24 protein-coding genes, 1 pseudogene and 1 riboswitch are annotated in these 25,351 nt (G+C 62.6%); of the genes and pseudogenes, 9 read left to right on the top strand and 16 right to left on the bottom strand.

Annotated features, from left to right (window positions below; translation table 11 throughout):
* The 6 genes and pseudogenes from G552_RS16220 to G552_RS0104425 all read right to left on the bottom strand — a co-directional run.
* Nucleotides 1-165: pseudogene (locus G552_RS16220) on the bottom strand (IS701 family transposase); the annotation flags it as partial.
* The gene (locus G552_RS14745) at nt 135-2,312 is read right to left on the bottom strand and encodes a type I restriction endonuclease subunit R (RefSeq protein WP_245575110.1); all 2,178 of its coding nucleotides are present in this window, start codon (nt 2,310-2,312) and stop codon (nt 135-137) included. The gene G552_RS14745 and the pseudogene G552_RS16220, both read right to left, overlap by 31 nt.
* Nucleotide 2,313: 1 nt before the next feature.
* Complete coding sequence (locus G552_RS0104440) at nt 2,314-2,667, bottom strand: HepT-like ribonuclease domain-containing protein (RefSeq protein ID WP_027881936.1); 354 nt, start codon at nt 2,665-2,667, stop codon at nt 2,314-2,316.
* Nucleotides 2,657-2,950 (bottom strand): nucleotidyltransferase family protein, encoded by a 294-nt coding sequence (locus G552_RS0104435; protein WP_027881935.1) that lies wholly within the window; start codon nt 2,948-2,950, stop codon nt 2,657-2,659. Before G552_RS0104435 ends, G552_RS0104440 begins: the two co-directional genes overlap by 11 nt.
* Entirely contained in the window at nt 2,907-3,647 is a 741-nt protein-coding gene (locus tag G552_RS15960; RefSeq protein ID WP_084640371.1) for a restriction endonuclease subunit S, read from the bottom strand. The genes G552_RS0104435 and G552_RS15960 overlap by 44 nt, the downstream gene beginning before the upstream one ends.
* The gene (locus G552_RS0104425) at nt 3,644-5,179 is read right to left on the bottom strand and encodes a type I restriction-modification system subunit M (RefSeq protein ID WP_027881933.1); all 1,536 of its coding nucleotides are present in this window, start codon (nt 5,177-5,179) and stop codon (nt 3,644-3,646) included. Before G552_RS0104425 ends, G552_RS15960 begins: the two co-directional genes overlap by 4 nt.
* 235 nt (nt 5,180-5,414) lie before the next feature.
* Between G552_RS0104425 and trpS the strand changes: the two genes are divergently transcribed.
* A complete protein-coding gene (gene trpS / locus G552_RS0104420) occupies nt 5,415-6,449 on the top strand; it encodes a tryptophan--tRNA ligase (protein ID WP_027881932.1) in 1,035 nt (344 codons plus the stop codon).
* Entirely contained in the window at nt 6,446-7,150 is a 705-nt protein-coding gene (locus tag G552_RS0104415; RefSeq protein ID WP_027881931.1) for a chromosome segregation protein ScpA, read from the top strand. The genes trpS and G552_RS0104415 overlap by 4 nt, the downstream gene beginning before the upstream one ends.
* A 3-nt stretch (nt 7,151-7,153) precedes the next feature.
* On the opposite strand, the gene G552_RS0104410 is transcribed toward G552_RS0104415, so the two are convergent.
* From G552_RS0104410 to ispD, 4 genes are all read right to left on the bottom strand, one after another.
* Nucleotides 7,154-8,677 (bottom strand): ABC transporter permease, encoded by a 1,524-nt coding sequence (locus G552_RS0104410; protein WP_027881930.1) that lies wholly within the window; start codon nt 8,675-8,677, stop codon nt 7,154-7,156.
* A 110-nt stretch (nt 8,678-8,787) separates the two neighbouring features.
* Nucleotides 8,788-9,840: a thiamine ABC transporter substrate-binding protein gene (locus tag G552_RS0104405; RefSeq protein ID WP_027881929.1), complete on the bottom strand. Its 1,053-nt coding sequence runs from the start codon at nt 9,838-9,840 to the stop codon at nt 8,788-8,790.
* Between the two features lie 44 nt (nt 9,841-9,884).
* A riboswitch (TPP riboswitch) is annotated at nt 9,885-9,983 on the bottom strand.
* Nucleotides 9,984-10,018: 35 nt separating this feature from the next.
* On the bottom strand, nt 10,019-10,846 hold the full coding sequence (gene ispE, locus G552_RS0104400; RefSeq protein WP_027881928.1) for a 4-(cytidine 5'-diphospho)-2-C-methyl-D-erythritol kinase: 828 nt from the start codon (nt 10,844-10,846) through the stop codon (nt 10,019-10,021).
* A complete protein-coding gene (gene ispD / locus G552_RS0104395; RefSeq protein WP_036270245.1) occupies nt 10,834-11,481 on the bottom strand; it encodes a 2-C-methyl-D-erythritol 4-phosphate cytidylyltransferase in 648 nt (215 codons plus the stop codon). The genes ispE and ispD overlap by 13 nt, the downstream gene beginning before the upstream one ends.
* Before the next feature lie 28 nt (nt 11,482-11,509).
* Between ispD and G552_RS0104390 the strand changes: the two genes are divergently transcribed.
* Nucleotides 11,510-12,283 (top strand): undecaprenyl-diphosphate phosphatase, encoded by a 774-nt coding sequence (locus G552_RS0104390; protein WP_027881926.1) that lies wholly within the window; start codon nt 11,510-11,512, stop codon nt 12,281-12,283.
* Here the strand turns inward: G552_RS0104390 and G552_RS0104385 are convergent.
* The 3 genes from G552_RS0104385 to G552_RS0104375 all read right to left on the bottom strand — a co-directional run bounded on the left by G552_RS0104385 (nt 12,280) and on the right by G552_RS0104375 (nt 15,108).
* Nucleotides 12,280-12,870: a UbiX family flavin prenyltransferase gene (locus tag G552_RS0104385; protein WP_027881925.1), complete on the bottom strand. Its 591-nt coding sequence runs from the start codon at nt 12,868-12,870 to the stop codon at nt 12,280-12,282. The two genes, G552_RS0104390 and G552_RS0104385, sit on opposite strands and share 4 nt — an antisense overlap.
* A 62-nt stretch (nt 12,871-12,932) precedes the next feature.
* Nucleotides 12,933-14,309: an alanine/glycine:cation symporter family protein gene (locus G552_RS0104380; RefSeq protein WP_027881924.1), complete on the bottom strand. Its 1,377-nt coding sequence runs from the start codon at nt 14,307-14,309 to the stop codon at nt 12,933-12,935.
* Between the two features lie 13 nt (nt 14,310-14,322).
* On the bottom strand, nt 14,323-15,108 hold the full coding sequence (locus G552_RS0104375; protein ID WP_027881923.1) for a DUF4388 domain-containing protein: 786 nt from the start codon (nt 15,106-15,108) through the stop codon (nt 14,323-14,325).
* A gap of 123 nt (nt 15,109-15,231) precedes the next feature.
* Here G552_RS0104375 and G552_RS0104370 point away from each other — a divergent pair, with 123 nt between their 5' ends.
* Nucleotides 15,232-15,924, top strand: coding sequence for an alpha/beta hydrolase (locus G552_RS0104370; protein WP_027881922.1), 693 nt, complete (start codon nt 15,232-15,234; stop codon nt 15,922-15,924).
* A gap of 7 nt (nt 15,925-15,931) precedes the next feature.
* Here G552_RS0104370 and G552_RS0104365 read toward each other — a convergent pair whose 3' ends face one another.
* Together G552_RS0104365 and G552_RS0104360 are read right to left on the bottom strand one after the other, a co-directional pair.
* Nucleotides 15,932-17,812 (bottom strand): ABC-F family ATP-binding cassette domain-containing protein, encoded by a 1,881-nt coding sequence (locus tag G552_RS0104365; protein WP_027881921.1) that lies wholly within the window; start codon nt 17,810-17,812, stop codon nt 15,932-15,934.
* Between the two features lie 17 nt (nt 17,813-17,829).
* Nucleotides 17,830-18,393 carry a glycerol-3-phosphate acyltransferase gene (locus G552_RS0104360; protein WP_027881920.1) on the bottom strand — a complete coding sequence of 188 codons (564 nt, stop codon included), beginning with the start codon at nt 18,391-18,393 and terminating at the stop codon, nt 17,830-17,832.
* 90 nt (nt 18,394-18,483) lie between these two features.
* Between G552_RS0104360 and G552_RS0104355 the strand changes: the two genes are divergently transcribed.
* The 3 genes from G552_RS0104355 (at nt 18,484) to G552_RS0104345 (ending at nt 21,524) form a co-directional block, all read left to right on the top strand.
* On the top strand, nt 18,484-19,497 hold the full coding sequence (locus tag G552_RS0104355) for a LacI family DNA-binding transcriptional regulator (RefSeq protein WP_027881919.1): 1,014 nt from the start codon (nt 18,484-18,486) through the stop codon (nt 19,495-19,497).
* 61 nt (nt 19,498-19,558) lie between these two features.
* Nucleotides 19,559-20,707 (top strand): aminofutalosine synthase MqnE, encoded by a 1,149-nt coding sequence (mqnE, locus tag G552_RS0104350; protein ID WP_027881918.1) that lies wholly within the window; start codon nt 19,559-19,561, stop codon nt 20,705-20,707.
* A 4-nt stretch (nt 20,708-20,711) separates the two neighbouring features.
* A complete protein-coding gene (locus tag G552_RS0104345) occupies nt 20,712-21,524 on the top strand; it encodes a menaquinone biosynthetic enzyme MqnA/MqnD family protein (protein ID WP_027881917.1) in 813 nt (270 codons plus the stop codon).
* Here the strand turns inward: G552_RS0104345 and gltX are convergent.
* The gene (gltX, locus tag G552_RS0104340) at nt 21,509-22,939 is read right to left on the bottom strand and encodes a glutamate--tRNA ligase (protein WP_027881916.1); all 1,431 of its coding nucleotides are present in this window, start codon (nt 22,937-22,939) and stop codon (nt 21,509-21,511) included. The genes G552_RS0104345 and gltX overlap by 16 nt on opposite strands.
* An 85-nt stretch (nt 22,940-23,024) precedes the next feature.
* Between gltX and lptB the strand changes: the two genes are divergently transcribed.
* On the top strand, nt 23,025-23,795 hold the full coding sequence (gene lptB / locus G552_RS0104335; RefSeq protein ID WP_051195675.1) for an LPS export ABC transporter ATP-binding protein: 771 nt from the start codon (nt 23,025-23,027) through the stop codon (nt 23,793-23,795).
* A gap of 34 nt (nt 23,796-23,829) precedes the next feature.
* A complete protein-coding gene (locus G552_RS0104330) occupies nt 23,830-25,260 on the top strand; it encodes a DUF3084 domain-containing protein (RefSeq protein ID WP_027881914.1) in 1,431 nt (476 codons plus the stop codon).
* The last annotated feature ends 91 nt before the right edge of the window (nt 25,261-25,351 follow it).

Here is a 25,351-nt window from a genome sequence, read left to right as displayed (position 1 = left end):
AAAGGCATCATGGGCGGGAGGGCTCTTCTCCTTTGGACTACAGCGAGCGGCCTCGGTACAGGTGAAGACCCGCTGAGCGGCGATGAGAAAGTGGATGTAGTCCAGGTCATCGCACTTCGGTGGGTTCATGGGCATCACCCCCTTTGGAGAAGCTTGGCTAAGCACTCTCCTCCTAGCACACAGAAGAATGTCCAGTCAACTGCAACTGCGTAACTCCTATCTGGGGTATCCCCGGTCTCCAGGGGTAGGTATTCGCGCCGCGCCTGGGCTATGAGTTCCTTGAAGCGATTTTGCAAGACCTCCAGGCCGGTGATGACGCCCTCCACGTCTTGCGAGTCGAAGGCCAGCGCCCGCTCCAGGTTCTCAAACACGCCCACAAAGTCCAGGATCAGGCCGGCTGTCTTGCGCTGATTGCCTGCGCTCTCGTAGGGGCGGTTGACGCGGGCAATGGCCTGCAAGAGCACGTGGTCGCGCATGGGTTTATCCAGATACATGCAGTAGAGGATGGGGGCGTCGTAGCCGGTGAGCAGCTTTTCGGTGACGATGAAAATCTGGGGGTTTTCTCCTGGCTTGCGGAAAGCACGGCGCAAGCGCGTTTCTTCATCTTCAGATAGGTGATACTTGCGTAAGTGCGGCGGGTCGTTGTGACTGGCGCTGATGACCACCGCGCTCCATTCCTTCGGAAGGAATTGGTCGAGGGCTTCTTTGTACAGGCAACACGCCTCGCGATCCACCGCCACCAGGAAGGCCTTATAGCCCATGGGCTGCACATACTTTTGAAAGTGATCGGCGACGAAGGCCGCCACCTTTTTCACCCGTGCCGGGTTTTTGAGCATGTTGGTCAGCGTCACCGCCCGGTCGAGAACGCGGTTGAGTTCCTCGATGTCGCTTATGCCCTCTAGCGCCGCGGCCTGCCAGAATTCGCGTTCCATGGCCTCGCGGTCGGCGATGAGATCGTTGGGGGCCAGTTGGTAGTGCAGGGGGACGGTGGTGCCGTCTTCGATGGATTCGCGGATGGAGTACTTGTCCAGGTAACCGCGCTCGTCGTCCGTGCCAAAGGTCTTGAAGGTGCCCTGGCCGTAGGCGGTCTTGTCGATGGGCGTGCCGGTGAAGCCGATGTAGGTGGCGTTGGGCAGGGCGCCCATCAGGTAGTTGCCCAGGTCGCCGCCGGTGGTGCGGTGGGCCTCATCCACCAGGACGAAGATGTTGGCGCGGGTGTTGAGGCCTGCCGGCATGTCGTCGAACTTGTGAATCATGGAGACGATCAGGCCGCGCGTGTCGCGGCGCAAAAGGTCTTGCAGATCCTGTTTGCTGCGTGCCAGGTTCACGTGTCCGAAGCCGACCGCCTCCAGGTTCTGGAAGAGCTGCTGCTGGAGTTCGTTGCGGTCCACGATGAGCAGCACGGTGGGGTTCTGAAAGGCGGGGGCCTGGAGCAAAAGGCGGGCGACGGTGAGCATGGTGTAGGTCTTGCCCGAACCCTGGGTGTGCCAGATGAGGCCGCGGCGTTTCTTGGGATCGCGCGCCCGGCCCAGGACGCGCTCCACGGCGCGCACCTGGTGGGGACGCAGCACGGCCTTTGTAAGCTCGCCGTCTATACGCGGGAATAGGATGTAATCGGTCAGGACGCGCAGCACCCGGCGCGGGGCGACGAAGGACTTGACCAGGGTCTCAAAATCGCCAGCCTGTTCATACCGCCAGTTGAACAACCCCTTGCGCGAGAGATTCCAGGTGGCCCCGTAGAAAAACTGCACCAGGTGGGTGAGGGCGAAGAGTTGCGCCTGGGCCATCAGTTCTGGGGCCTGCTCGTGGTAGCGGCGGATCTGATCGAAGGCCTCGGCGATGCCCTCCGGGCGGGTAGCGGCCTTGGTCTCGACCACGATGACCGGGATGCCGTTGACCAAAAGCACCACATCGGCGCGGATGGCGGTAGAACCTGCGGCGAAACGGAACTCATCGGTGACGTGGAAGGCGTTGGCCTCGGGATGTTCGGGGTCAAGCAGGCGGACGTTCTTCTCGCGGCGTTCGGCCTCGACGAAGACGGTCTTGAGGCCCTTGAGGTACTCCCAGGCTTCCAGGTTGCCCTCGATGGTGGGGCGCACGCGGCGCAGACGTTCGACGACCTCTTCCGCTTTGGCCGCCGAGGTGACCACGCCCGGGTTGAGGCGCTGGAGCTGCGCCACCAACACATCGTGCAGCAAGGGAGAAGCCTCACCCCCGCGCCGGCGCAGGGCTTCCTGGGGCGGCAAATAAGTCCAGCCCGCCTCTTCGGCGTAGCGCAGGAAGGGGTTTTGCACGGTGTGGCGTTCGCCCATGCTACTCATCTTCTCCAAACTCAACGGCAAGGATGGCATCTATGGCCTTCTCTAACTTTGGTATCCTGGTTTGTATCACATCCCACAGCACATCTTCATCAATCCCAAAATATTCGTGAACCACAATGTCCCGCAACCCTGCAATTTTCCGCCATTCAATCGCGGGATGCCGCTGCCTGAAGTCCAGGGGAAGGTTTTTCACGGCCTCGCCGATGACGATGAGATTGCGCACCACCGCGTCCACCGTTTTCTCGTCTGCTACAAAGCGTTCAAAGTCAAAGCCGGCAGTGTAGCGGCGAATCCTGGCACAACTCTCCCGAATGTCTTCGAGATACAACCGCACGTTACGCGACATAGATGGCCTCACGTTCCACGTAAGGTTTGAGGCGTGGCTTGAGCGCTTTGGGCGTTACCAGATCGACCTTGCATCGCAGCGTATCCTCCAGAAAAAACTTGAGGTCCATGTAGCCGTCAAAGGTGGCTGGACCGCAAAACTCTACGAGAATATCCACATCGCTGTCGGCTCGAGCCTCACCACGGGCAACCGAACCAAAGATCGCCAGGGACTTCACGCCAAAGCGGGCAGTCAATTCCTCACGATGCTGCCGTAACCTTTCCAGGATTTCGTCTTTCGTCACGCAAACTTCTCCCTTGTTTTTCAAATTTCGCCACAAGTTCCGCTGGCAAGCGAACCATGGCCGTCATCAGATGATGTAGCAGCGACCGAAACAGTTCTTGCAGCGCCTTCCTGCGCCCCTCCTCGGCGGCGATTTTGGCGTCCACCGCCGCCAGGATGCGGGCGATTTTCTGCTGCTCGGGGAGGGGAGGGAGGGGGATGGGGAGAGTTTCAACAACGAATTTTGGAAGTCTTTGGCGGCCCGTGGTGCCTTCCATTTTATCGGCAAGTTGTTTTCTGATGGCTGGCAGTTTGAGATAAAGAGCCAAAAACTCTGGTATCAACCCTTCTAATGTTCTCAATGGTATGACCTCCGTCGTGGCAAATCCCCATCCATTAGGAAGATTGATGATAATTCCCTGTTTACCGTTTTCCAGGGATGGTGTAATCTTTGCTAGTAATAGGTCTCCTTCGTAAACAGGTATTCCACTCCGTATTTCTTGTGGCTCTCGCAACTCCCATTTTGTGATATAGAGCGAGTCCTCCGGAATCAGAGACATTGGTACAAAGGGGATTATGGATGGCTGAGCTGCTTTTTCTATCTGGGCACGACGCCCAAAATGCACCACCTCCCCCAACCGCACCACCTGCCACTCCTCGGGCAGGGGGCCGATTTCGGTCATCTTGACGCCGGGGGGCAAGTCGTTGGGCGTGCTCATAGGTCTAATCCCAATCTAGCCAATACCTCGCGTAGTGCATAGTCGGCCTTAGCCCGCTCCTCTTCCGCTTCGCGCAAGAGCACCATGGCTTCCTCCAGCGGCAGGGTTTCTTCCTGCCCATTGGTGCTCACGTAGCGGCTGGGGGAAAGGTTATAGTCGTTGCGGGCCGCTTCCCCTTTGGTGATCAGGGCGGAAAACCCTTCCTCCGCTCGCCAGGCATGGTACACGTCGGCGATGGCGGCGATGTCGTCATCGGTCAGGTAGTTCTTGGGCCGGCCCTTGGCGAAGAGTTTGCCCGCGTTGATGAGCAGGATCTTGCCGGGATGACGCTTTTTGCGATTGATGACGATGATAACGCCCGGGGCGGTGGTGTTGTAGAAAAGATTCTCTGGCAACAGGATCACTGCCTCGATCAGGTCGCGTTCCACGAAGGCCTTGCGAATGTCCCGCTCGCGGTTGGAACCCTGGTTGCCACTGCCCCGACTTACGGCGCCGGTATCCAGCACCACGGCCATGCGGCCGGTGTCGTTCAACGAGGCCAGCATGTGCTGGAGCCAGCCCCAGTCGGCGCTGGAAGTCGGCGGAATCCCAAGGCCAAAGCGCTGGTAGGGGTCGTTTTCATACAGGTCGGTGGGAAAACTTTGATTCCACATGGGGTTGGCTACCACAGCATCGAAGGTCTGTAGCTGACCGGCGGCGTTTTTGAAGGCCGGCTGGCGCATGGCATCGCCGATGCGAATATCCGCCTCCAAGTCGTGGATGACCGCATTCATGCGGGCCATGGCGAAGGTGGCGGGGTTGATTTCCTGGCCGTATAGGCGCAAAGGGGCAAGTTCGGACGGCAGGCGCTGGTGGCCGTTTTCATTCACCCCGTGCACCTCCAAAAGGCGCAGATGGCATTTGATCAGCAGGCCGCCGGAGCCGCAACAGGGATCATAAATGGTCATGCCGGGCTGCGGTTCCATGAGACGCGCCATCAGGATGGCGACCTCGCGCGGGGTGTAGAACTCCCCGGCGCTTTGGCCGCTATCTTCGGCGAATTTGCGCAGCAGGTATTCATATGCCCGGCCCAAAACATCGGGCTCTACATCCTCCAGCCCAAGGCGATGCCGGGAGAGCACCTCGATCAGGCGGGCCAGATACTCATCAGGTACGATGCGTTGTCCAGCAGCAGTGGCGTTAAAATCCACCATGTCGATGACGCCCTCGAGCTCTGGGTTTTCCCTCGCCACGCTGCGCACCGCATCGGTCAGATATTGGCCTAGGCCGGCTGCGGTGTGGGTGCGGATGGCTTCCCAGCGGGCTTGTGGGGGGATGTAAAAACGCACCAGTTTGTGATCCTGCTCCACCAGCTGCAAGGCACGGTGGCCTAGGTCGGCTTTGAGACGCTCGACTTCATCCTCGAACACGTCCGAGAGGCGTTTGAGAAAAATGAGAGGCAGGATGTAGTCCTTGAACTTCGCAGCATCCACCGGCCCGCGGATGGCACAGGCCGCATCCCAAAGCCAGGTTTCCAAATCCTTCAAATTCACAGCGCAACAGCCCCCTCTCTTACTCGCATGATAACCCAGCGGTGCATAGACTCAGGTTCCTGAAAAAAGAGCCCAGCAAGACTTGCGAAGCAGAAAGGGTGCCCCCAAGAGCAGATGTGCGTCCTGGCTTGGATGCAACTCGATTCAGTGTGCCGTATATGACGCAGAAGGCCTTACCCCTTAGGGGAAGCTGGCCGGGAACGTGCGAAGGCGAGAGAATGTTATCCTATAGAGCATGAAGCGGGTTTTTTCTGGTTTTCAGCCCACCGGCGAGCTGCACATCGGCAACTACCTGGGGGCTATGGTCAACTACATTGCCCTGGGGGAGCAGCTAGGGCAGAACGCCATTTTTTGCATTGTGGACTACCACGCCCCCACCAACCCGGCGGCCTACGACAAAGACCTCCTAGCCCAGCGCACCTTCGAGGCCGCACTGGTCAACATCGCTGCCGGACTAGACCCCAACAAGGTCATCCTGTTCGTGCAGTCGCACGTGGCCGAGCACACCGAACTAGCTTGGATTTTCGCTACCCAGACCCCTTATGGCGATCTGACCCGCATGACCCAGTTCAAGGACAAGGCCGCCAAGCTGGTCTCAGTACCGGCAGGCCTGCTAATGTACCCGGTGCTCATGGCCGCCGACATCCTGCTCTACAAGGCCGATACCGTGCCGGTCGGTGAGGATCAGACCCAGCACCTCGAGCTCACCCGGGAAATAGCCCGCCGCTGGAACCAGACCTACGGCGAAACCTTCCCTGAGCCGCAAGTCTACCTAAACCCCCACGCCCCCCGGGTACCTGGCATCGACGGCAAGGCCAAGATGTCCAAAAGCGTAGGCAATACCATTGGCCTTTTGGAAGACGAAGAGAGCATCTGGGCCAAGATTCGCACCATGCCCGACGACCCCGCCCGCATCCGCCTCTCCGACCCTGGAGACCCCGAGCGCAGCGTGGTGTTCAAGTTTTTGCAGTACTTCGCCCCACCCGAGTTGGTTCAGGTGCTGCAGGAGGAGTACCGCCGCCGGGGTATTGGGACGCTGGTGGTCAAGCAAATCCTGATGCAGGAGATGATGAAAACCCTGCGGCCCATCCGCGAGCGGGCCGCGGAACTCAAGGCCAAACCGGAGCAGGTGCTGGACGCCCTCGAGGATGGCGCCACTAAAGCGCGGCGCATCGCCCAGGCCACCATGGAGGAGGTACGAGAGAAGTTCGGCCTGCTCAGGCCAAAGCGGCAGCAGACCCCGCTGGATTTGCGCGCGGCCCTGCGATGATCACCCTTACCTTCGGGCCGTTTAGCGGAACACCCAGCGCCCTGCTCGAGCAGGTGCGCAAGGGCAGAATGGCCGCACAGGAGCTGCCCATAGCGTTGCTGTGCGAACAAGCCTTAGCCCAGGTGCAGGCCCTGGGACTGGCCCAGCGCAGCGAACTACTGCCCATCCTGGCCGAACTGGTGCTCCATAAGCTACGGGCTTTTGCCCCAAAGCCCCCACCCCTCTTGGCCGAAACGGAGGAGGAGAGCTTTGAAGCCCCCCCCTTCCTAAAAACCCTGGTGGCCCTGGAGGAGGCCATTGCCTTTCTCGAGCAGCGCTCACGCGAACGCGCCCGGGTGGTGCCTGTACCCCCCTCTCCCCTGCCCAAGGATAGGCGCCTGCGCCCTTTGCCTGTGCAGGTGCTGGTGCGGGCCGCCGAGCGCTTTTCCCGCCAGGCCGAGCTACATCTAGCCCCAGAAACCTTTGGCCTGCCCGAGGCCTGGACGCGCATCTGCCGCTTCTTGCGGGGGCTTAGGCGAAGCCTCTTTAGCCACCTACCCTTCAAAACCTGGGCCGAGCAGACTGTGGCCTTTATCGCCTTGCTCGAGGCCAAAAAGCAAGGCCAGGTCGAGCTAGTCCAGGCTCAGAACTTCGGGCCGCTCGAGGTCGAGCTGCTCGAGCACCCAAAGGAAGCCGCCCGGGCTAAAGGCGCGGCAGACTGACCCTCAAGGCCTGCGGTTTTGCCCTAGCCGTTCCAACCCCCACAACAAAACCCCACACAACCCCATCAGCACCACCGCCAGCACCACTGCCTCGTAAAAGGGCAGTGCCCCAGGCCGGCCCAGCCGCTCGTAGATGGCCAGGGAAAGGGTAGCCCACTCTGGGCGTTGCAGAATGAGGGTGGCCCCGAACTCCCCTAAAATGGCCGCCAGGGCCAGGGCCACCCCCGTCTGCGCCGCGGGGCGTACCAGGGGCCACTCCACCCGCCACCAGCGCCGCCAGGGGCTGGCCCCTAGGAGTCGGGCCGCCTCGATGACCCCAGAGGGCAAAGCCCGCAAGGCCGGTAGCAGAACCCGCACCAGCAAGGGATAGCTAAGCAAAGCATAGGCCGCCACCAAAATGACCAAGGAGCCCCGTAGGCCGGGATAGGCCAGCAGGTAACCCAGGCCAATGGCTACCGGCGAAACCAGGATAGGCAAAAGCCCCAACCCATCCAGCCAGGGCGGCCCCCGCCAGACCGCGTAGGCGTAAAGCGTCCCCAAGGGCACCACCCAAAGCAACGCCAGCCCGGCAAAGGCTAGGGTGTTGAGCAAGGCCAGACTCCCGGGGGTAAAGCCTGGGCTTTGCCACACGCTAACCCAGGCCACAGGCCGCTCAAAAGCCCGCAACAACAGGTTCCATAGCGGGCTATAGATAAGCGCAAACAAAAGCCAGACCCCCAGCGCCAGCCCCCAAGCCGCCTTGGGGGCCAGGGGCAGGGGTGTCCCGTAGCCGCCCATGCCCAAGGCCAGGTGGGCCTGCAAGCGCAAATAGCCCGTCAGCACCAAAAGGGTAACCCCAAGTTGCATCAGCACTAAAGCGGTGGCCTCGGGAAAGGCCAGCCGCTGGGCCAGGGCCTCATAGGTGGCGACCTCGAGGGTGGCCCAGGCCGGCCCCCCCAAGAGCAGCGGCACGCCAAAGCTGGTAAAGCTGTACAAAAAAACCAGACTCCCACCCGACAAAACCGCTGGCCCCAAAAGCGGCACCCCCACCCGCAAATAGGCCCGTAGGGGCGAGGCCCCTAGGGTGCGGGCCGCTACCAGCGGGGTTTGCAGGGCCGGAAGCAGCACCACTAGAGGACGCAACACCAACCCCAGGTTGTACAGAAGACTGGCCCAGAACAGAATCCAGGGGGTGCCGTACAGGTTGAGGCCCAGGCTCCCCCTGGGCCCCACCAGGCCGAGGAAGCCCATGGCCACCACTAACGTAGGGAGCACAAAGGGCACGGTAGAGAAAGCTAGGAGAAAATCCCGCCCAGGAAAGCGATAACGGAAGGCATAGGCCAGCGGCAAAGCCAGGATACTGCACAGCAGGGAGGAGCCCAGCCCATACACCAGGCTCCATCCCAGGCGGGCCAGGTAGTAGGGGTCAGCCAGGGCCGCCCAGAGGCCTTCGCGCAGACCGAGGGCCAGAATACAGGTCAATGGGTAGATCAAAGCCAGCACCAGAAAGACCAGCACCGGCAGGGCCGCTATCCCTGGAAAGCGCACTAATACCACCCCACCCCAGCGCTGCCAGGGTGGGGGCCCCGGCACTGCCCTTGGTAAGTCCACATCTTCCCCGAGGGCACACTAGCCTGCCCGATGGCCCAGAGCTGCCCTCAGCGCCTCGAGCGCACCGCCTCGGCGCTTTGCCCCTGCAGCACCACCTGGGTCCACTCGCGAATCCAGCGGTCGCGGTGTTGTGCAATCTGCTGAGGGGTTAGGCGGGCTGCTTGTGGAGGCACTTCGGCGAAACGGAAGACCTCGGGCAAGGCCGCGTCACGCCGGGCCGGGTAGACCCACATCTGGGTGGGAATGTTCTCCTGCACCGGTTTGGAGAGCAGCCAGTCCACAAAACGCTGGGCTGCCGACAGGTTGCGGGTACCCCTTAGGATGCCCACGTACTCCACCTGGAAAAAGGCGCTGCCTGGGAGGAAAAGGTTGGCCGTGGGCGGCTCGCTGGGCTTGGGCTTAGCCTCGCTGTAGTACAGTTCAGCAGCGGGACTGGTGCTGTAGGAGACCACCAAAGGTCGGTCGCCCCCCGCGCGGGTGAAGTGGGTGTAGTAGGCCTCGCTCCAACCGCTGACCACCCGCACGCCGTTTTTACGTAGCTCTTCCCAGAAAGAGAGGTAGCCTTCCTCACCCAAAGTCGCCACCGTAGCCAGCAGGAAGGCCAGCCCCGGCGAGCTGGTGGCCGGGTTCTGCACCACCAAAAGCCGGGCGAATTCTGGCGAGGCCAGCTCGGTAAAGCGCTGGGGCAGAGGCTTGCCTTGGAAGAAGGCCCGGTCATAGTTGAGGGCCACGTAGCCGAAGTCTACCGGGGTGGCCCGGTAGGTCTGGTCAAGGCGCAGTTCTGGGCGCACGTTGACCAGCTCAGGCGAGCGATAGGGCCACAGGATATCGGCCTGCAAGGCCCGCGAGAGCAGGGTGTTGTCGAAGCCGTAGATGACATCGGCAATGGGGGCACCCCGGCTTAGAATGGCTTTATTGAGCATTTCTCCAGCATCCCCACCTTTCAAAAAGCGCAGGCGGATGCCCGAGGCTTGCTCGAACTGGGCAATCAGGTTCTTGTCTAGGCTCCAGCTATTGTGGGTCAGGACAGTCAGGGTGGTCTGGGCTAGGGCAAGCTGCAGGCCAAGGGCCAGCAGGAGTATCCAAAGCTTTTTCCACATAAAAATCCCCTCCTGTCACCGGGAGGGGCAACCTGAGCGGTGGGCCAAGGCCCGTGTCACACTTCCTACGTCGGTGCTAACCGAATCAGGTTCCAAGGGTATCTCTCAGCCTGCACACGATGCAAGCACCCCCGGTGACTAAGGCATCATACCGCGGGAAGCCCCCTGGCACCAAGCCTCAGCTCACGGTCCGGGCTGGAACAACCCAGCAAGTGGGGTAGGCCTTTTGCAATTTCCGAGCAAGGTAGCTGGCCTGGTCGGGGTCTGAGGCCAAGCCGAAGAAGCTCGAGCCAGAGCCCGAGAGTAAAACCCCTCGCAGCCCAGCCTGGCGCAGCCTTTCTTTCAGCTCCTCTAAGGAGGGCTCGAGGCGAAATACCGGCTTTTCCAGGCTGTTCCAGTAGGGAGGCTCTTCCCCGGCCTGCACCGCTTGCAAAATGGCCGCTATGTCCAGCTCGCCCCCCCACTCCTCCCGGCGCAACTGCCGGTAGGCCTCGGCTGCCGCCACGGGAATACCGGGGTTGAGGAGCACCAGGTGAGCCTCCATCGGCCCCAGGGGCCTAAGCCGTTCCCCCACCCCCCGCCCTTCGGCCAGCGGGGGCCCCAGGAAAAAGGGGACATCCGCCCCTAGCCCCAGGGCGAGGGCTTTTAGATCCAGGGGGGTGGGGTAGAGCTGGGCCAAGGCCCGCAAGGCCGCCGCCGCATCGGAAGAGCCTCCTCCCAGGCCAGCCGCTAAGGGCAAGCGCTTTTCCAACACCACCTGCACCCCGCCCGGCCAGCCCGCCGCCTCGAGGTAGGCCACAGCCGCCCGGTAAACCAGGTTGTCGGGGCCCGCGCTCAACGCAGCACCGCGCACCTTTAGGGCCACCCCCTGGGGGGCCGCCTCAACCCACAAGCGATCCCCCACCGACAAGGCGGCAAAAAGGGTATGCAACTCGTGGTAGCCGTCGGCCCTTCTACCCAGAACCGAAAGACCCAGGTTAACCTTGGCAGGGGCTAGGCATTCCATAGACGGGCCAGTCCTTCGGCCAGCTCGAGGTCCTCGGGGTAGGTGATCTTGAACATCCGTCGGTCACCCTCTACCAAGGCCACCGGGTACCCCAGGGCCCGTACCATCTGGGCATCGTCGGTGTAGTCCAGACCGGCCTGGCGGGCTTTCTGGTGGGCTTCCCACAACAGCTCGCGACGGAAGCCCTGGGGGGTCTGCACGAGCCGGTGCGCCTCCCGGGGAATCACCGCTCCGTACTGGCCCTGCTGCGCCTGCACCAAGGTGTCGGGCACCGGCAAGGCCAAGGTAGCCGCTCCCCAGCGGACCACCTCGGCCAACAGGCGCTCCACCGCCGGGCGCACCACAAAGGGCCGGGCCACATCGTGCACCAGCACCACCTCTCCACAGGCCGCTTGCAATAGGTTATACACACTTTGCTGCCGGGTAGCCCCTCCTTCCACCACCCGCACCCCAGGCAGGACGAGGCCCAGGCCTGGCGGTAGGGCGACCACCACCTCCTCAGCCCAAGAAAAGCCCTGTAAAGCCCACTGCAAAAGGGTCTTTCCCCCCACCTCGACCAGGGCTTTGGGGCCACGCCCCAGGCGCAGACCCGCACCCGCTGCCGGCAACAACACCGATACCCTCACGCCAGGCATCCTACCGTATCGTGGTATCCTCTGGGGCATGACGTTTTGGGAAGCTCTGCTGCTAGGGGTGCTGGAAGGTCTGACGGAGTTTTTGCCGGTCTCCTCTACCGGGCACCTGACCCTAGCCGCCCACCTGATGGGCCTGGATATCGAAAACGACCCCTTCATCAAGAGCTTTGTGGTGGTCATTCAGCTCGGGGCCATCCTGGCCGTGCTGGCGCTGTATTTCAAGCGCTTCTTGCGCGATGCGGAGGTGTGGAAACGCATCCTCGTAGCCTTCATCCCTACCGGAATCCTGGGCTTTCTGCTGGCTGACGTCATCGAGAACATATTCCTGGGCAATGACCTGATCGTGGTGGTGAACCTGGTGGGCGTGGGCCTCTTGCTTTTGTTCGTCGACCGCTGGTTAGAAGGGCACAAGCGTTACGACGACGTCAACCAGATACCCCTACTACAAGCGGTATGGATCGGCTTCTTCCAAGCGCTGGCCATGGTGCCAGGGGTCTCGCGCAGCGGGGCCACTATCGTGGGGGGCATGGCCCTGGGGCTGTCGCGCAAGGCGGCCGCCGAGTTTTCCTTTATCCTGGCCGTGCCCACCATGCTTTCGGCCACAGGCTTCTCGCTTTTGCGCAATTTAGAAGAGTTCCGCGCCGATAGCTGGGGCCTTCTGGGGGTGGGTTTCCTCACCGCCTTTGTGGTGGCTTTACTCACCGTGCGCTGGCTCTTGGGCTTTGTCAGTCGCAATAGCTTCATGCCCTTCGCCATTTACCGCATCTTCATCGGACTGGTGTACGCAGTCTTCTTCCTTTAGTCGAGCTCGAGCTCCACAGCCTCCTTCCAGCGGGGGGCCCGGGGATAGTCCAGGTCAAACAAATCCAGAATGCGCTGGGTGATGAAGGCCAGCAGGTCGTCGATCTGGGCGGGCCGGTGGTAGAACCCCGGGGCCGCCGGCAGAATCACTGCCCCAGCCTGAGCCGCCTTGACCATGGCCTCGAGGCTGGGTAAGGGCAAAGGGGTCTCGCGCGGCACCAGCACCAGGGGACGGCGCTCCTTGAGGGTAACGTAGGCTGCGCGGGTCAGTAGGTTGTCGGCTAGGCCATAGGCCACCTTAGCTAGGGTGGTCGCACTACAGGGCACCACCACCATCCCTAGGGTACGAAAACTACCCGAGGCCACTGCGGCTCCCAGGTCGCTGCTGCGGTGCACCACATCGGCCAGGGCCTCCACCGCCTCCGGGCGGGTACCCACCTCTTCCAAAAGCACCCGCTTGGCCCCTTGGGTCATGACCAGGTGGGTCTCGAGGCCGGGAATCCGCCGCAAGGTTTTCAAGAGATCCAGAGCATAGGGCATCCCCGAAGCCCCCGAAAGCCCCACCACCAGACGCTTAGGCAAACTCATGGATTGAGTCTAGCAGTAAAGGGAGAAAAGAAATGCAGCCAGGGCTGCGCTGAAGGCCCTGTTCAATCCTCCTCGGGAGGCTGCCAGGGCAGCCCACGGAAAAACTCCCCTACCAGCCGGCCCACCACCCCTCCCAATGCCAGCAAGGCAATTAGGTTGGGAATAGCCATCATGCCGTTTAGGGTGTCGGCTACGCTGGTGAGGGCTGCCAACCCCCCTAAAGGCCCCACAAAGGCAAAGGCCACAAAGGTCAGGCGGTAAGGCCAGCGAATCCCGTCGCCAAATAGATAGGCCGCCCCCTCCTCACCGTAAAAGCCCCAGGAGACCATGGTGCCCAGGGCGAAAACCGCCAGGAGCACCCCCAGCATGGCCACTCCCAGGGGATGCTCCGCAAACAGCAAACGAGCAGCTTCCACCCGGTCGCCACCTAAAAAACGCTGCCACAGGCCACTGGCAATGAAGCTCAGGGCCATCAGGCTGGTCACCAACAGGCTCACCAGCATCTCGGTCAGGCCCCAAAACCCCTGCCGCACGGGGTGGTCCACCTGGGCCTGGGCATGGGCGATGGCCGCTGAACCTAAACCGGCCTCGTTGGCAAAGATACCCCGCCCCACCCCAGCCTTGAGAATCTCGGCCAGCCCCAGCGATAAGGCTGCCCCCGCCACCCCTCCAGTGGCCGCCTGAAAGCTAAAGGCGGAGGAGAAGACCAAGGCCAGCGCGCCAGGGAGCTGGCCGATGTGAAGGAGCAATAGCGGCAGCACCGCCAACAAAAACAAGCCCAGCTTGATGGGCACCACCACCTGGGCAAAGCGGGCAATGCGGCGAATACCCCCACCCAGCAAAAAGCCTACCAACAAGGCCAGCAACAGACCGGTAATGGCTGGCGGTACATCGAACTCCTGGGCCAAGGCCGCCCCCACCGCCCCTGCTTGCGAGAGGTTGCCAATGCCAAAGGCCGCTACAGCGGTAAAAAAGGCAAAAAGGCCCGCCAGCCAGGCCATCCGCCGCCCTAAACCATAGCGGATATAGACCATCGGCCCGCCCAGTACCGAGCCATCGGTGTACTGGCGACGAAAATGTACGGCCAGCACTGCCTCGGCAAACTTGGTGGCCATACCCACCAGATAAGCCACCCACATCCACACCACCGCCCCTGGCCCGCCCACCACCACCGCCCCCACCATGCCGATGATGTGGCCAGTACCGATGGTGGCGGAAAGGGCTACCATGGCAGCTTGAAAGGGGCTAATTTGGCCGCCAAAGCTAAGGAAGCGCTCCCGAATAGCCCCCACGGTCTCGCGCAAAGCCACGCCCATCCGGCCGAACTGGGCAAACCCCGTGCGCAAGGAAAGGTAAAGGCCCACCAGGATAAAAACCAGCATCATCCATTCGCCGTAGACCGCCCGGTTGAGCAGCTCGTTAATTTCAAGGATGTCCATAAAGGCTCTCCCCCTATATCAGCTCCGGCCAAGCTTCAACCCTCATCCCCCGGCTCAGGCGCAACCGGCGCATATCGCGCTCGAATAGCCCCAGGCGACCCTGCATCTGAATGCGCGGCTCGGGGCGCAGGGCCGCCTCCTGGGTTTTGCTGCGCAGCCGTACCCAAAATGGCCCACCCAAAAGACGCTGCCAGTGAACAAATAGCCCCTCATCGATTACCGCCACCCCCTGCCCTCCCCCGTACAAAGAGAGTACCACCAGCGTCTCGGACTGGATTTCCCAACTTTTTCGCGCCTCTAAAAGCCCTAAGCGCAGGAGCTTGTCGAGCACCTGAGCGGTCTGGAGGGGGGTGAACTGCTGATTCATCAAAGCCTGGGCTAGGCTCTTGCCCTCAGCCAGGGCCAGCACCCGCAGTTCCAGTGGGCTGAGCTGGGTCTGGCTCGAGGCCGGCTGGGTCTGGAGGACAAGGCCCCAGTTTTCCGGCAACTCTATCTCCCGCCAGGCCTCGAACTGGTGGAGAATCAAGCGCTGGGTTTCCAGCCTAGGCTCGATGCTTTGTTCCTGGGCTTGAACACCTGCTTCGTAGCGAAAGGGCCCGGAGCGTAGACCCGTCAGCAGCTCGAGGGCCTCGAGGCCCCGCAAAGGCCCCGCTTCTGCATGTACCGGATACCCTCCCTGCAGGTATAGGCAGCCCGAAAACTGGGGGTGCTGGATAAACAAAGCCCCTTCCCTAGCAGCCCCCATTAGGGTTTCCAACAGCTGCAAAAGGGGAAACTCGGCCAGGTTTCCACTCAGCACGTTCTAGCCTCCGGCAGTGCTAACTATCTGAGCCATAAACCGAATAATCAAGCACAGCTAAGCCATTCTAACCGCCCATGGTGCCTCCCCGTTCGACCCGATGCGCTAAGCTGGGAAGCGGCCATGCCGAGCGTTTTGGTTTTGCACGGTTTTACCTCCCACCCCATTCTCACCATGGGGCCGCTACCCGAGACCCTGCGCCAAGCCGGGTTTACCCTAGCCCAGCCCGCTCTACCCGGCCACGGCACCCGCCCTGAAGACCTGTGGTCCGTGCGTTGGCAGGACTGGCTCCAGACTGCCCGCGAGGCCTACCTCGCCCTGCCGGAACCCAGGGCGGTGGTAGGGCTTTCCATGGGGGGGCTGCTGGCCGCTTGGCTGGCGGCCGAACACCCCACCGCAGTCCTAGTGGCCCTAGCCCCAGCCCTGGGGCTCAAAAACCGCCTGGCCTATCTAAGCCCCTGGCTACACTACCTCAAACCTTGGGCCTTCAGCACCGACCCCGCCGAAGAGGCCCGCAGGCGGGCACAAAGCCCCAACTACCCCAACTTCCCCACCCGGGCTTTAGCCCAGCTCATCGCGCTCCAGCGGCGCTTGCCCGAGCTTCTCCCCCAGGTTCGGGCTCCGGCGTTGGTGCTCGAGGCCACCCGCGACGACACCGTACCCGAAGCGGCGGTACGGCGCTACTTCGCCCTCATCGGCAGCCCGCACAAGGAGTACCGCCGCTACCCCAGCCAGCACGACATGCTACTCGACCCCCTGGCCCAGGCTATCGCCGAGGATATCGCCCTTTGGATAAAGGAAAACATGCCCGCCTGAGGGCGGTTTACCGGGGTTCTAGCTGCTCCGCCAGTGCAGCCCAGCGCTCCAGGGCCTGGTTGAGCTGGGCCTCTAGGTGGGTCTGCTCCTGGGCAATCTGGGTATACTCGCTGTGGTGCAGGTTAGGCTGGGCAGTGCGGGCCTGCAGGGCTTGTAGCTGGGCCTCGAGGTCAGCAATCTGGGCCTCGAGGCGTTCCTGCTCGCGCTCTAGGTGCCAGCGGCCCTTCACCCTGCGGGTTCTGCTCTGGGCTTCGGGCGGGGGTTCGGTCTCAACCTTGCGGGTAACCATCTGAGCCTGCTGGCGCTCCAGGTACTCGCCCGGCGGGCCTGGGTAATCGGCAAACTGCCCATCGAACAGGTGCCAGGTGCGCCGGGCCAGCCGGTCAAGGAAGTAGCGATCATGCGAGACCAAAAGCAAGGTGCCAGGATAGTCCCAAAGGGCCTCTTCAAGGGTCTCCACGGTCTTTAGGTCGAGGTGGTTGGTGGGCTCGTCCAGCACCAGCAGGCTGGCCTGCTCTAGCGAAAGCGAGAGCAACGCCAGCCGGGCCCGCTCCCCGCCCGAAAGATGCTTCACCCGCTTAAACTGCGCCGGGTAGGGAAACCTCCAGGCCGCTAAGGCCGCGTGGGCCTTTTCCCCTAGCATCCGGTACAGCGTCTCGTAGAGGCTCAGCTCCGGATCGAAGCCAGAGAGCTTCTGGTCATAGTAGCCGAGGCGCACCCCTGGCCCGGTTCGCACCCGCCCTGCGGGGTGGTCGGAAGGCAAGAGGCCCAGCAACACCCGTAGCAGGGTGGTCTTGCCCGCTCCGTTGGGGCCGATCAGGGCAATACGCTCGCCCTTGCGCACCAGCAGGTGGGGGATGTCGAAAAGCAGCCGCCCAGCCAGGCTTTTTTGCAGGGCCCATCCCTCCAATACCCGCTCCGCACTGGGGGGGTGCTCGAGGGGAAATTGGATGCGCACTCCCGGGGCTTCGGCCTCGGGAGGGGGAACCGCTTTCTGCACAAACTGCTCCAGGCGGGCCTCTAGGCTATGCATCCGCCGGGCATGCTTGGCGCTACTGTGGGCCCAACGGCGGGCCTGCGCTAAAACCCCCTCGAGCCGCTGTTTCTCTTTGAGCCAGCGGGCATACTGCTGCGCTTCTTGGGCTTCTTGGGTGGCCTGCTCGCGGCGAAAAGCCGTGTAGTTGCCCTGGTAGAAGCTAAGCCGTCCCTCGCGCAACCAGGCCACGCGCTGGGTCACCTGGTCGAGAAAGCGCCGGTCGTGCGAGACCGTAACCATAGCCCCGCCAAAAGACTGCAAGAAACTGACCAACCAGTCCACCCTCTCCAAGTCGAGGTGGTTGGTCGGTTCATCCAGCAGAAGCGCATCCGCCCCCGAAAGCAGCAAGGCCCCCAGGGCCAGCCGGCGGGCCTCGCCCCCAGAGAGGGCCTGGGCCTTTTCCTCCTCCCGATGGACAAAGCCCAACCCCTTGAGCACGGCCTGGTAGCGGGCCCGCTGCCGGTACCCCCCCACCGCCTCGAAGCGTTGGTAGAGCGCCTCCCAGCGAAGATAAACCTGGGGGTCGTCTAGGCCCCTCTCCAGGCGGGCCAGCTCAGCCTCCATCTGGCGGAAGCGGGCCTGCCCCCGTTGCAACACTAGGGCTACCGTCTCTTCAGGGCCGTACTGCGGGTCCTGGGGCAACAGCTCCAGATGCACCCCTTCGGCCCGTAGTATCCGCCCACGGGTGGGCTCGAGCTCGCCCACCAGCAAGCGCAACAGGGTGGTCTTGCCCGAACCGTTGTCCCCTACTAAAGCCAGCCGGTCACCGTGGCGGAGCTCCAGGTCAACCGCCCGCAAAAGCTCCTGGCCGCTTTGGGCATACTCGAGGTTTTCCGCCAGAACAATCCGCACAAAGGCCAGTTTAGCAGCTAACGGCCTCGAGCCAGGCCCAGCCCCCGCAAGGCCACCACCCCGCTGACCCCCAGAAAAGCCCAGAACCCCAGCCCTGTAGGCCAGAAGGCCAAAAGCGCGTACACATAACCCACCACCGCCCCTACCGGGATGGGATACCAGCTTGTCCGGTGGGTCTTCCAGTAGAGCTGCCAGTACAGGCCCGCCACCCCCAGGCCCAGGCCCAGGCCTACCCCCACGATGGCCGGGTAGAGAAACCCAAAAAACCCCAGGGTCGGGGCAATCCCCCCTCCACCACGGAACGCAAAAAAGAGGGGCCAGTTGTGCCCGGCCACCAGGGCCACCGCCATCCAAGGCATAGCCTGGGGAGGGGCCCACTGGCTCAGGTAGGCCACCAAAACCCCCTTAAGCCCATCGGCCAACCCTACCCCCACCCCCCAGGCCGCCCCCAGCTGGCGAAAGGTGCCACTGGCCCCAGGGGTATCCCGTTCGGCTAGGTTTATCCCCCTGAGCCGACCGGCCACCTGGCCAAAGCTGAGCGAGCCCACCAGGTAAGCCCCCACCACCCACAACCCTTCCATCTCGGGTTAATATCGTAATCGGGTTTGCGCTAGGTAGGGGTTTCGGGTTGTGGTAAAATCAGCCAAATTTTTGACGAAAGCGCTTCCAAAGTGGCCAAACGTAAACCCACCATCCACGAAGTCGCCCACCTAGCCCAGGTGGGTATCGGCACCGTGAGCCGGGTTCTCAACAACCACCCCTCGGTTCGGCCTGAAACCCGCGAGCGGGTGCTGGCGGCTATGGCTCGCCTTGGCTACAGCCCCAACCCCCACGCCCGCCGGGTCGCTGGGGGACGGAGCTACACCGTCTCGCTGGTGCTGCCGGTAGTCTCCACCGAGTTTTACAACCGGCTGCTCGAGGGCATCGAAGCGGTACTGACCGAGGAGCGTTACGAGCTGGCCCTTTTCCCCATCCTCTCCCCCATCCGGCTACAACGCTATCTGGAAAGCCGCTCGCTGGCCTACCAAACCGACGGCATCCTGGTCTCCTCCCAGGGCCTAGCCAGCCTGTTGCCCGACCAGCGCTTCCCTACCGAACGTCCGGTGGTCCTGGTGGATGCCTACAGCCCCCGCTACGACTCGGCCTACATGGACAACCGCCTGGGAGGGCGGCTGGCCGCCGAGCACCTGGCCCAGTTTCCTGGGAGCCTGTTTGCCATTCAGCTCAGGGAAGAGCTAGACGAGGTTCTGAAAAACACCGTGGGCCAAGAGCGCATCGAGGGCTTCCGCGAGGGCCTCAGGAAGGCCCGCCGGGCCTTTCCGGGCAAGCACGTCTTCCTCTCGCGCTTCTCCCTCGAGGGCGGGCGCCTGGCCCTGCAGTACTTCATGCGCCTGGCCAAACCCCCTTACAACATCTTCGCCGGGGCCGATCTGCTGGCTTTGGGGGTGCTGGAGGAGGCTGAACGCCAGGGCCTCGAGGTCGGCCGGGAGGTCCGGGTACTAGGCTTCGACGGCCACCCCTGGACGGCAGAAAAGGGTCTTTCCACCCTGGCCCAGCCCATTGAAGAGATGGGGGCCGAGGCGGCTCGGCTCTTGATGAGCCGAATTCGCGGTTTCAAGGGGCCTCCCCGGGCCCGCCGCTTCGAACCCACTTTGGTGGTGCGCCCATCCACCCAAGGGCCCTAGCCCGGTGTAATCGTTGACTAAGCCCCTGGTTTGGCGGCCAGGCAGTGTTAGGATTATCTCGATGAATGCCGCTGGGTACACCCCCACTGTGCGCGACGAACGGCTCTGGCCCATCCTCGAAAAGGTAGAAGCGGGCCGGCGCCTAAGCTTCGAGGAGGGCATGGTTCTTTACCAGACCCCCGACTACCCCACCCTGATGTGGCTGGCCAACCGAGTGCGCGAGCGCAAACACGGCCACAAGACCTACTTCGTGCACTCCTTGCGCCTCGAGTTCACCAACATCTGCTACGTGGGCTGCACCTTCTGCGCTTTTGCCGCCAAAAAAGGCGAGGCACGGGCCTGGGACTATAGCGTGGAGGAGGTGGTGGCTAAGGTACGGGAGAAGTGGGAGCCTGGCCTGACCGAGCTGCACATGAGTTCAGGCCACCACCCCACCCGCCCCTGGAGCTACTACCCTGAGCTGGTGCGCACCCTGAACGAGACCTTCCCCGGCCTGCAGGTCAAGGCCTTCACCGCCGCCGAGATCGAGCACCTCTCCAAAATCAGCAAGAAGCCCACCCTGGAGGTGCTGCGCGAGCTTAAGGAGGCCGGGCTCAAGGCCCTGCCCGGCGGGGGAGCGGAAATCTTCGCCGAGCGGGTGCGCAAGCAAATCGCCAAGAACAAGGTTAAGGCCGAGAAATGGCTGCAAATCCACCGCGAGGCCCACTCCCTGGGCCTACGCACCAACGCCACCATGCTCTACGGCCACATCGAAACCCTGGAGGAGCGGCTCGACCACATGGACCGGCTACGCCGCCTGCAGGACGAAACCGGCGGCTTTTACAGCTTCATCCCGCTGGCCTTCCAGCCCGACGCCAACGCCCTGGCCTTCAACCTGGGGAAGACCGAGTTTACCACCGGCCTGGACGACCTGCGCAACCTGGCCGTGGCCAGGCTCTACCTGGACAATTTCGACCACATCAAAGGCTACTGGGTGATGATCTCCTCCGACCTGGTACAGGTCTCGCTGGACTGGGGGGTCTCGGACATCGACGGCACCCTCATTGAGGAGCACATTGCCCACGCCGCCGGGGCCACCAGCCCGTTGGGCCTCTCCCGCCAGAGGCTGGTACAGCTCATCCAGGCTGCCGGTCGGGTACCGGTGGAACGGGACGCCTTGTACAACGAGCTTCGGGTCTATCCGGCCGTCCCTGTAGGAGCCCGGGCCTAAGGGTATGTACATCCTGGGTGTTCCCCGCTACGCCAACACCGCTCCTTTGTACCACTTCCTGGAAGAGGGCGATGGCCTGGCTTTTCGCTACGGTGTGCCCACCGAACTCAACCGCTGGCTGCTGGAGGGCACGGTTGACCTGAGTCTGGTCTCCTCCTATTTCTACCTACAGCATGCGGACAAGTTGCGGCCTTTGCCTGATTTTAGCGTGGCCGACCTGGGGCCGGTGTACTCGGTCAACCTGTTCCACCGCAAGCCCTGGCCCGACCTGCGGCGCATTGCCCTAACCACCGAGAGTGCCACCTCGGTGCGGCTTTTAGAGTGGCTTTTGCAAAAGGACGGCATCCCGGCAACCTGCACCCCCGAGCAGGGCGGCCTCGAGCTTTTGGACCGCTACGATGCGGTTCTCCTGATTGGCGACCGGGCCATCCAGACCTATTTCAGCCTCCTGTCCATCATCCCCGAGTCGGTGCACCAGGTGCCCACCCAGGCCGAGGGCATCCGCATCACCGATCTCTCCATGAAGTGGTTCGAGCAGACCCGGCTGCCCTTTGTGTTTGCGGTCTGGGCCACCCGCAAGAACAGCCCTCCACCCCCGGAGGTGGTGCGACGACTACGGGCGGCCCGCTCGCTGGGCCTAGGCAACCTGGCCGCCGTAGCCGGCACCGAGGCCCAGCGCTTACAGGTGCCCGAGCGCCTGATGCAGCACTACCTGTGGAATTTCCGCTACCACCTGGAAGCCCCCGACCGGCTGGGCCTGGAAGCCTTCGCCCAGGCGGTAGGCCTCCCCTACCCCGACGACTACTGGGAGGTATAGCGGGCTAACCGGGCCAGCACCCGCTCCTTGTCCAAAATCATCAGTAGGTCGAACATACCGGGGGTCTCCAGGCTCCCGGTGAGGGCTGCCCGCAGGGGCTGCATCACCGCCGCTGGCTTAAGGCCTTTAGCCTCAGCAAAACCCCGCAAAGCCGGCTCGGTGGTCTCGGGGAGGAGGTCGGGTAGGCTGGCCAGCAAAGCCTGCAACGCAGGCAGCAAAGGCCGCCCTTCCTCCAGCTTGGCCTGGGCCTTAGCCTGCAAGGGGTAGGCCTCAGTGAAAAAGTACAGGGCCTTATCCACAAACTCTTCCAGGGTATCGAAGCGGGGCCGCATGGCCTCCACCACTTGTTTCAGGTACACCTCGGAGGGCCAGGCCAGACCACGGCGCTTTAGGAAAGGCTTGACCCGCTCGGTCAGGTCGTCCAGGCTCAGTACCTCGCGGATGTACTTGCCGTTCATCCATTTGAGCTTGTTCAGGTCGAAGACCGGCCCTCCCAGGCTGATGCGCTCGAGGCTAAAGTGTTCGATCATCTCCTGGAGACTGAAAATTTCCCGTCCGTCGGGCATGCTCCAGGCCATGGTGCCCAGGTAGTTAAGCAGGGCCTCGGGCAGAATCCCCTGGGCTCGATAACTTTCCACGCTGGTATCCATTTTGCGCTTGGAAAGCTTGGACTTATCGGGATTGCGCAACAGGGGGGTGTGGCACCAGACCGGCTCCTCCCAGCCGAAAGCCCGCAGGATCAGAATGTGAAAAGGCGTGCTGGTGAGCCACTCCTCGGCCCGGATGACGTGGGTCACCCCCATCAGGTGGTCGTCCACCATGGCCGCCAGGTGGTAGGTGGGGTAGCCGTCGGCTTTGAGGATGACCTTGTCGTCCAGCATGGCGTTGTCAAACTCCACTGGCCCGCGCAGCAGGTCGTGCACAATGGTCTTGCCCTCTAAAGGCACCTTGAGCCGCACCACATGGGGCTCCCCTGCCGCAGCCCGCCGCTCGGCTTCCTCCACAGGATAGTCGCGGTAGCGCCGGTTGTAGCCCTGCTCGAGACGGCCCGCCCGCCGGGCCTCCTCCCGGGCCGCAGCCAGCTCCTCGGGGGTATCGAAGGCCCGGTAGGCCGCCCCTTTTTCCAAAAGTATCTGCACGTAGCGGTGGTAGATGGGCAGGCGCTGGGACTGCACATAGGGTCCGTTGGGGCCGCCCTTGGCCGGGGACTCGTCGGGCACCAAACCCAGCCAGTCCAGCATCTCCAGGATGCGCCGCTCGGAGGTGGGGTTGTAGCGGGAGCGGTCGGTGTCCTCCAAGCGGACGATAAACTTGCCGCCCTGCTGTTTGGCGAAGACATAGTTGAACAAGGCCTGATAAGCCGTACCCACATGAGGGTCGCCGGTAGGACTAGGGGCAATACGGGTCACAACCACAAGCGATAGCTTAAGGCCCAAAGCGCCAGGGGGAAAGCCTAGCCTCTCACAGCTAGCTTAGCGGGGAATGATACCCTATAGAGCAATGGAAGCAGCCGTGCAGCAATCCCCGGCTTTATCCGTCCGCGCCAACACCCGCCTCGAGGCCTCCGGCCTGGTCAAGCGCTACGGGCGGCGGGAGGTGGTGCGGGGGGTGAACCTGGAACTCTCCCGCGGTGAAATTGTAGCCCTCTTCGGCCCCAACGGGGCAGGTAAAACCACCACTTTCTACATGCTGGTGGGCTTTATCGAGCCCAACGCGGGGCGTATTACCTTAGGCGGTCAGGACATTACCCGGCTGCCCATGTACAAGCGGGCCCGGCAGGGCTTGGGCTATCTGCCCCAGGAACCCTCGGCCTTCCGCCGTATGACCGCCTTGGAAAACCTATTGGCCGTGCTGGAGTTCCAACCGCTTTCCAAAACCGAGCGCCTCGAGCGGGCCCATAGCTTGCTGGAGGAGCTAGGCATCCGTCACCTGCGGGACAAGTACGCCTATACCCTTTCGGGCGGTGAGCGGCGGCGGCTGGAGATCGCCCGGGCGCTGTGCACCAACCCCGATTTCATTCTGCTGGACGAGCCCTTCACTGGGGTAGACCCCAAAAACGTGCGGGATATCCAGAAGCTTATCTCCGAGCTACGGGAAAGGCGTGGGGTGGGCATCTTCATCACCGACCACTCGGTGCGCGAGACGCTGGCCATCGCCGATCGCATCTACCTGATGTACGACGGCCAGATGGCTTTTCAAGGCTCACCGAAGGAATTTGCCCGCGACTCCGGAGTACGCACGCACTATCTGGGCGATGAATACGAGCTTTGACTCAGTCCCTTAGGGGAGCTACCTTTTCACACCCATGACCTTCTGGGCCATTCTCACCCTTATGGTGCTGGTAGCGGGCCTGGTGGCCTACGTGGGCGACCAGGTGGCCAAACGGGTGGGCAAACGCCACTGGCGCTTTTTGGGCCTGCGCCCCCGGGCCACCGCTACCCTGGTGGCGGTGGGCACCGGCGTACTGATTGCTCTGGGGGCCTTTGGGAGCTTTTTCCTATTGGTGCGGGATGCCCGCGAAACTATCCTGCAAGCCGAGGCGGTACGCCAGGAACGCGACCGGCTGCGCAGCGAAATCCACCGACTAGAAAGCCGGGCGGCCAGCATCTTCGCCCAAAACGAGCAGCTCAAAACCGAGCGCGACGAGTTCGAGAAAAACAACACCATCCTGGCCCGCCAACTCGCCCAGTACGCCGAACTCCAGCTGCAAACCCGGCAGGAACTCGAGGAGGCCCTGCTCGAACGGGAGCGCTTGCACCAGGAGGTGCAAAAACTCCAGGCCGCCAGCAGCGCCCAGCGCCAGGCCCTAGAACAGCTCAAACAGGTTCGCCAAAGCCTTTTGCGCGAAAAAGAAACCCTGCAAAAGGAAAAGGAACAGCTTCTGACCCAGGCTCGTGGGGCCGAACTGCAGCTCAAGCGGCTCGAGGCCGCCCGCCGCGAGGCACAAAACCGGCTGAACAGCCTGCAGGCCCGTACCCGGAAACTGGAAGAGCAATTGCGCCAGCTCGAGGCCGAGAAGCGCATCCTCGAGGGGGATGTGGCAGTGCTGGGCCGCGGGGTGAGCCAGGCCCCACCTAGCGAGGGTTCAAACCGCCAGCTCGAAGCCCTTCAGCGAGAAAACAGCGACCTGCTGGCCAAGTTGAACCAGGCCCTGCGCGAGCTGCAACAATTGCGCGAGCACAACCGGCTGATGGCCGCTAGCCTAGACAAAAGCCTGACCACCAACCTACTGGCGGAAGAACCCGTGTTCCCCGGCAACGAACAGATGGCTTTGAGCGAGGTTACCCGACGAGCAGAAAACCGCGTACGCCTGATCGGCCTGCGCCCTGAGATAGTGGAAAGCCCCAACCTGAATACCCCTAAACCTGGCGTACTCCTGGCCCGGGTCCAGGGGGTCAGCGCCGAGGGACGAATCCGGGTGGCCATCGAGTACTGGCCTCGCGTACAGGCTTTTGCCGAGGGCGATGTGCTGGCCAGCACCATCCTGGTACTTCCTGCCAGGGCCAGTGAGCTACAGCGCAAGTTCAATATCCTGCGCCAGCTGGCCGAGAACCGGCTAGCCGAGGCCGGCTGGGTACCGGAAAAACTGGCCCAAGGGGGCATTGCTCTGGAAGAATTCGTCAACCTGACTACCCAGCTCACCGGAAAGCGCGGCGGTGTGCGCATCGCCGTGGTGGCCACACGCAACCTGTATCCCACCGAACCACCCCAGATGGGGTTGAAAGTTCTACCCTAGGCTTTTCTCAACATATTAAGAAAGCAAGAATCTGCTCTTAGCCCACACTCAGGCAAACTGCGTAGCTTTGGGGGGTGAGCCCAAAAGCCAG

The sequence above is a fragment of the Meiothermus rufus DSM 22234 genome (assembly GCF_000423425.1).
Taxonomy (GTDB): Bacteria; Deinococcota; Deinococci; order Deinococcales; family Thermaceae; genus Meiothermus; species Meiothermus rufus.
Note: the sequence above shows the minus strand (reverse complement) of the source record. Positions and strands in the feature narration are given on the sequence as shown.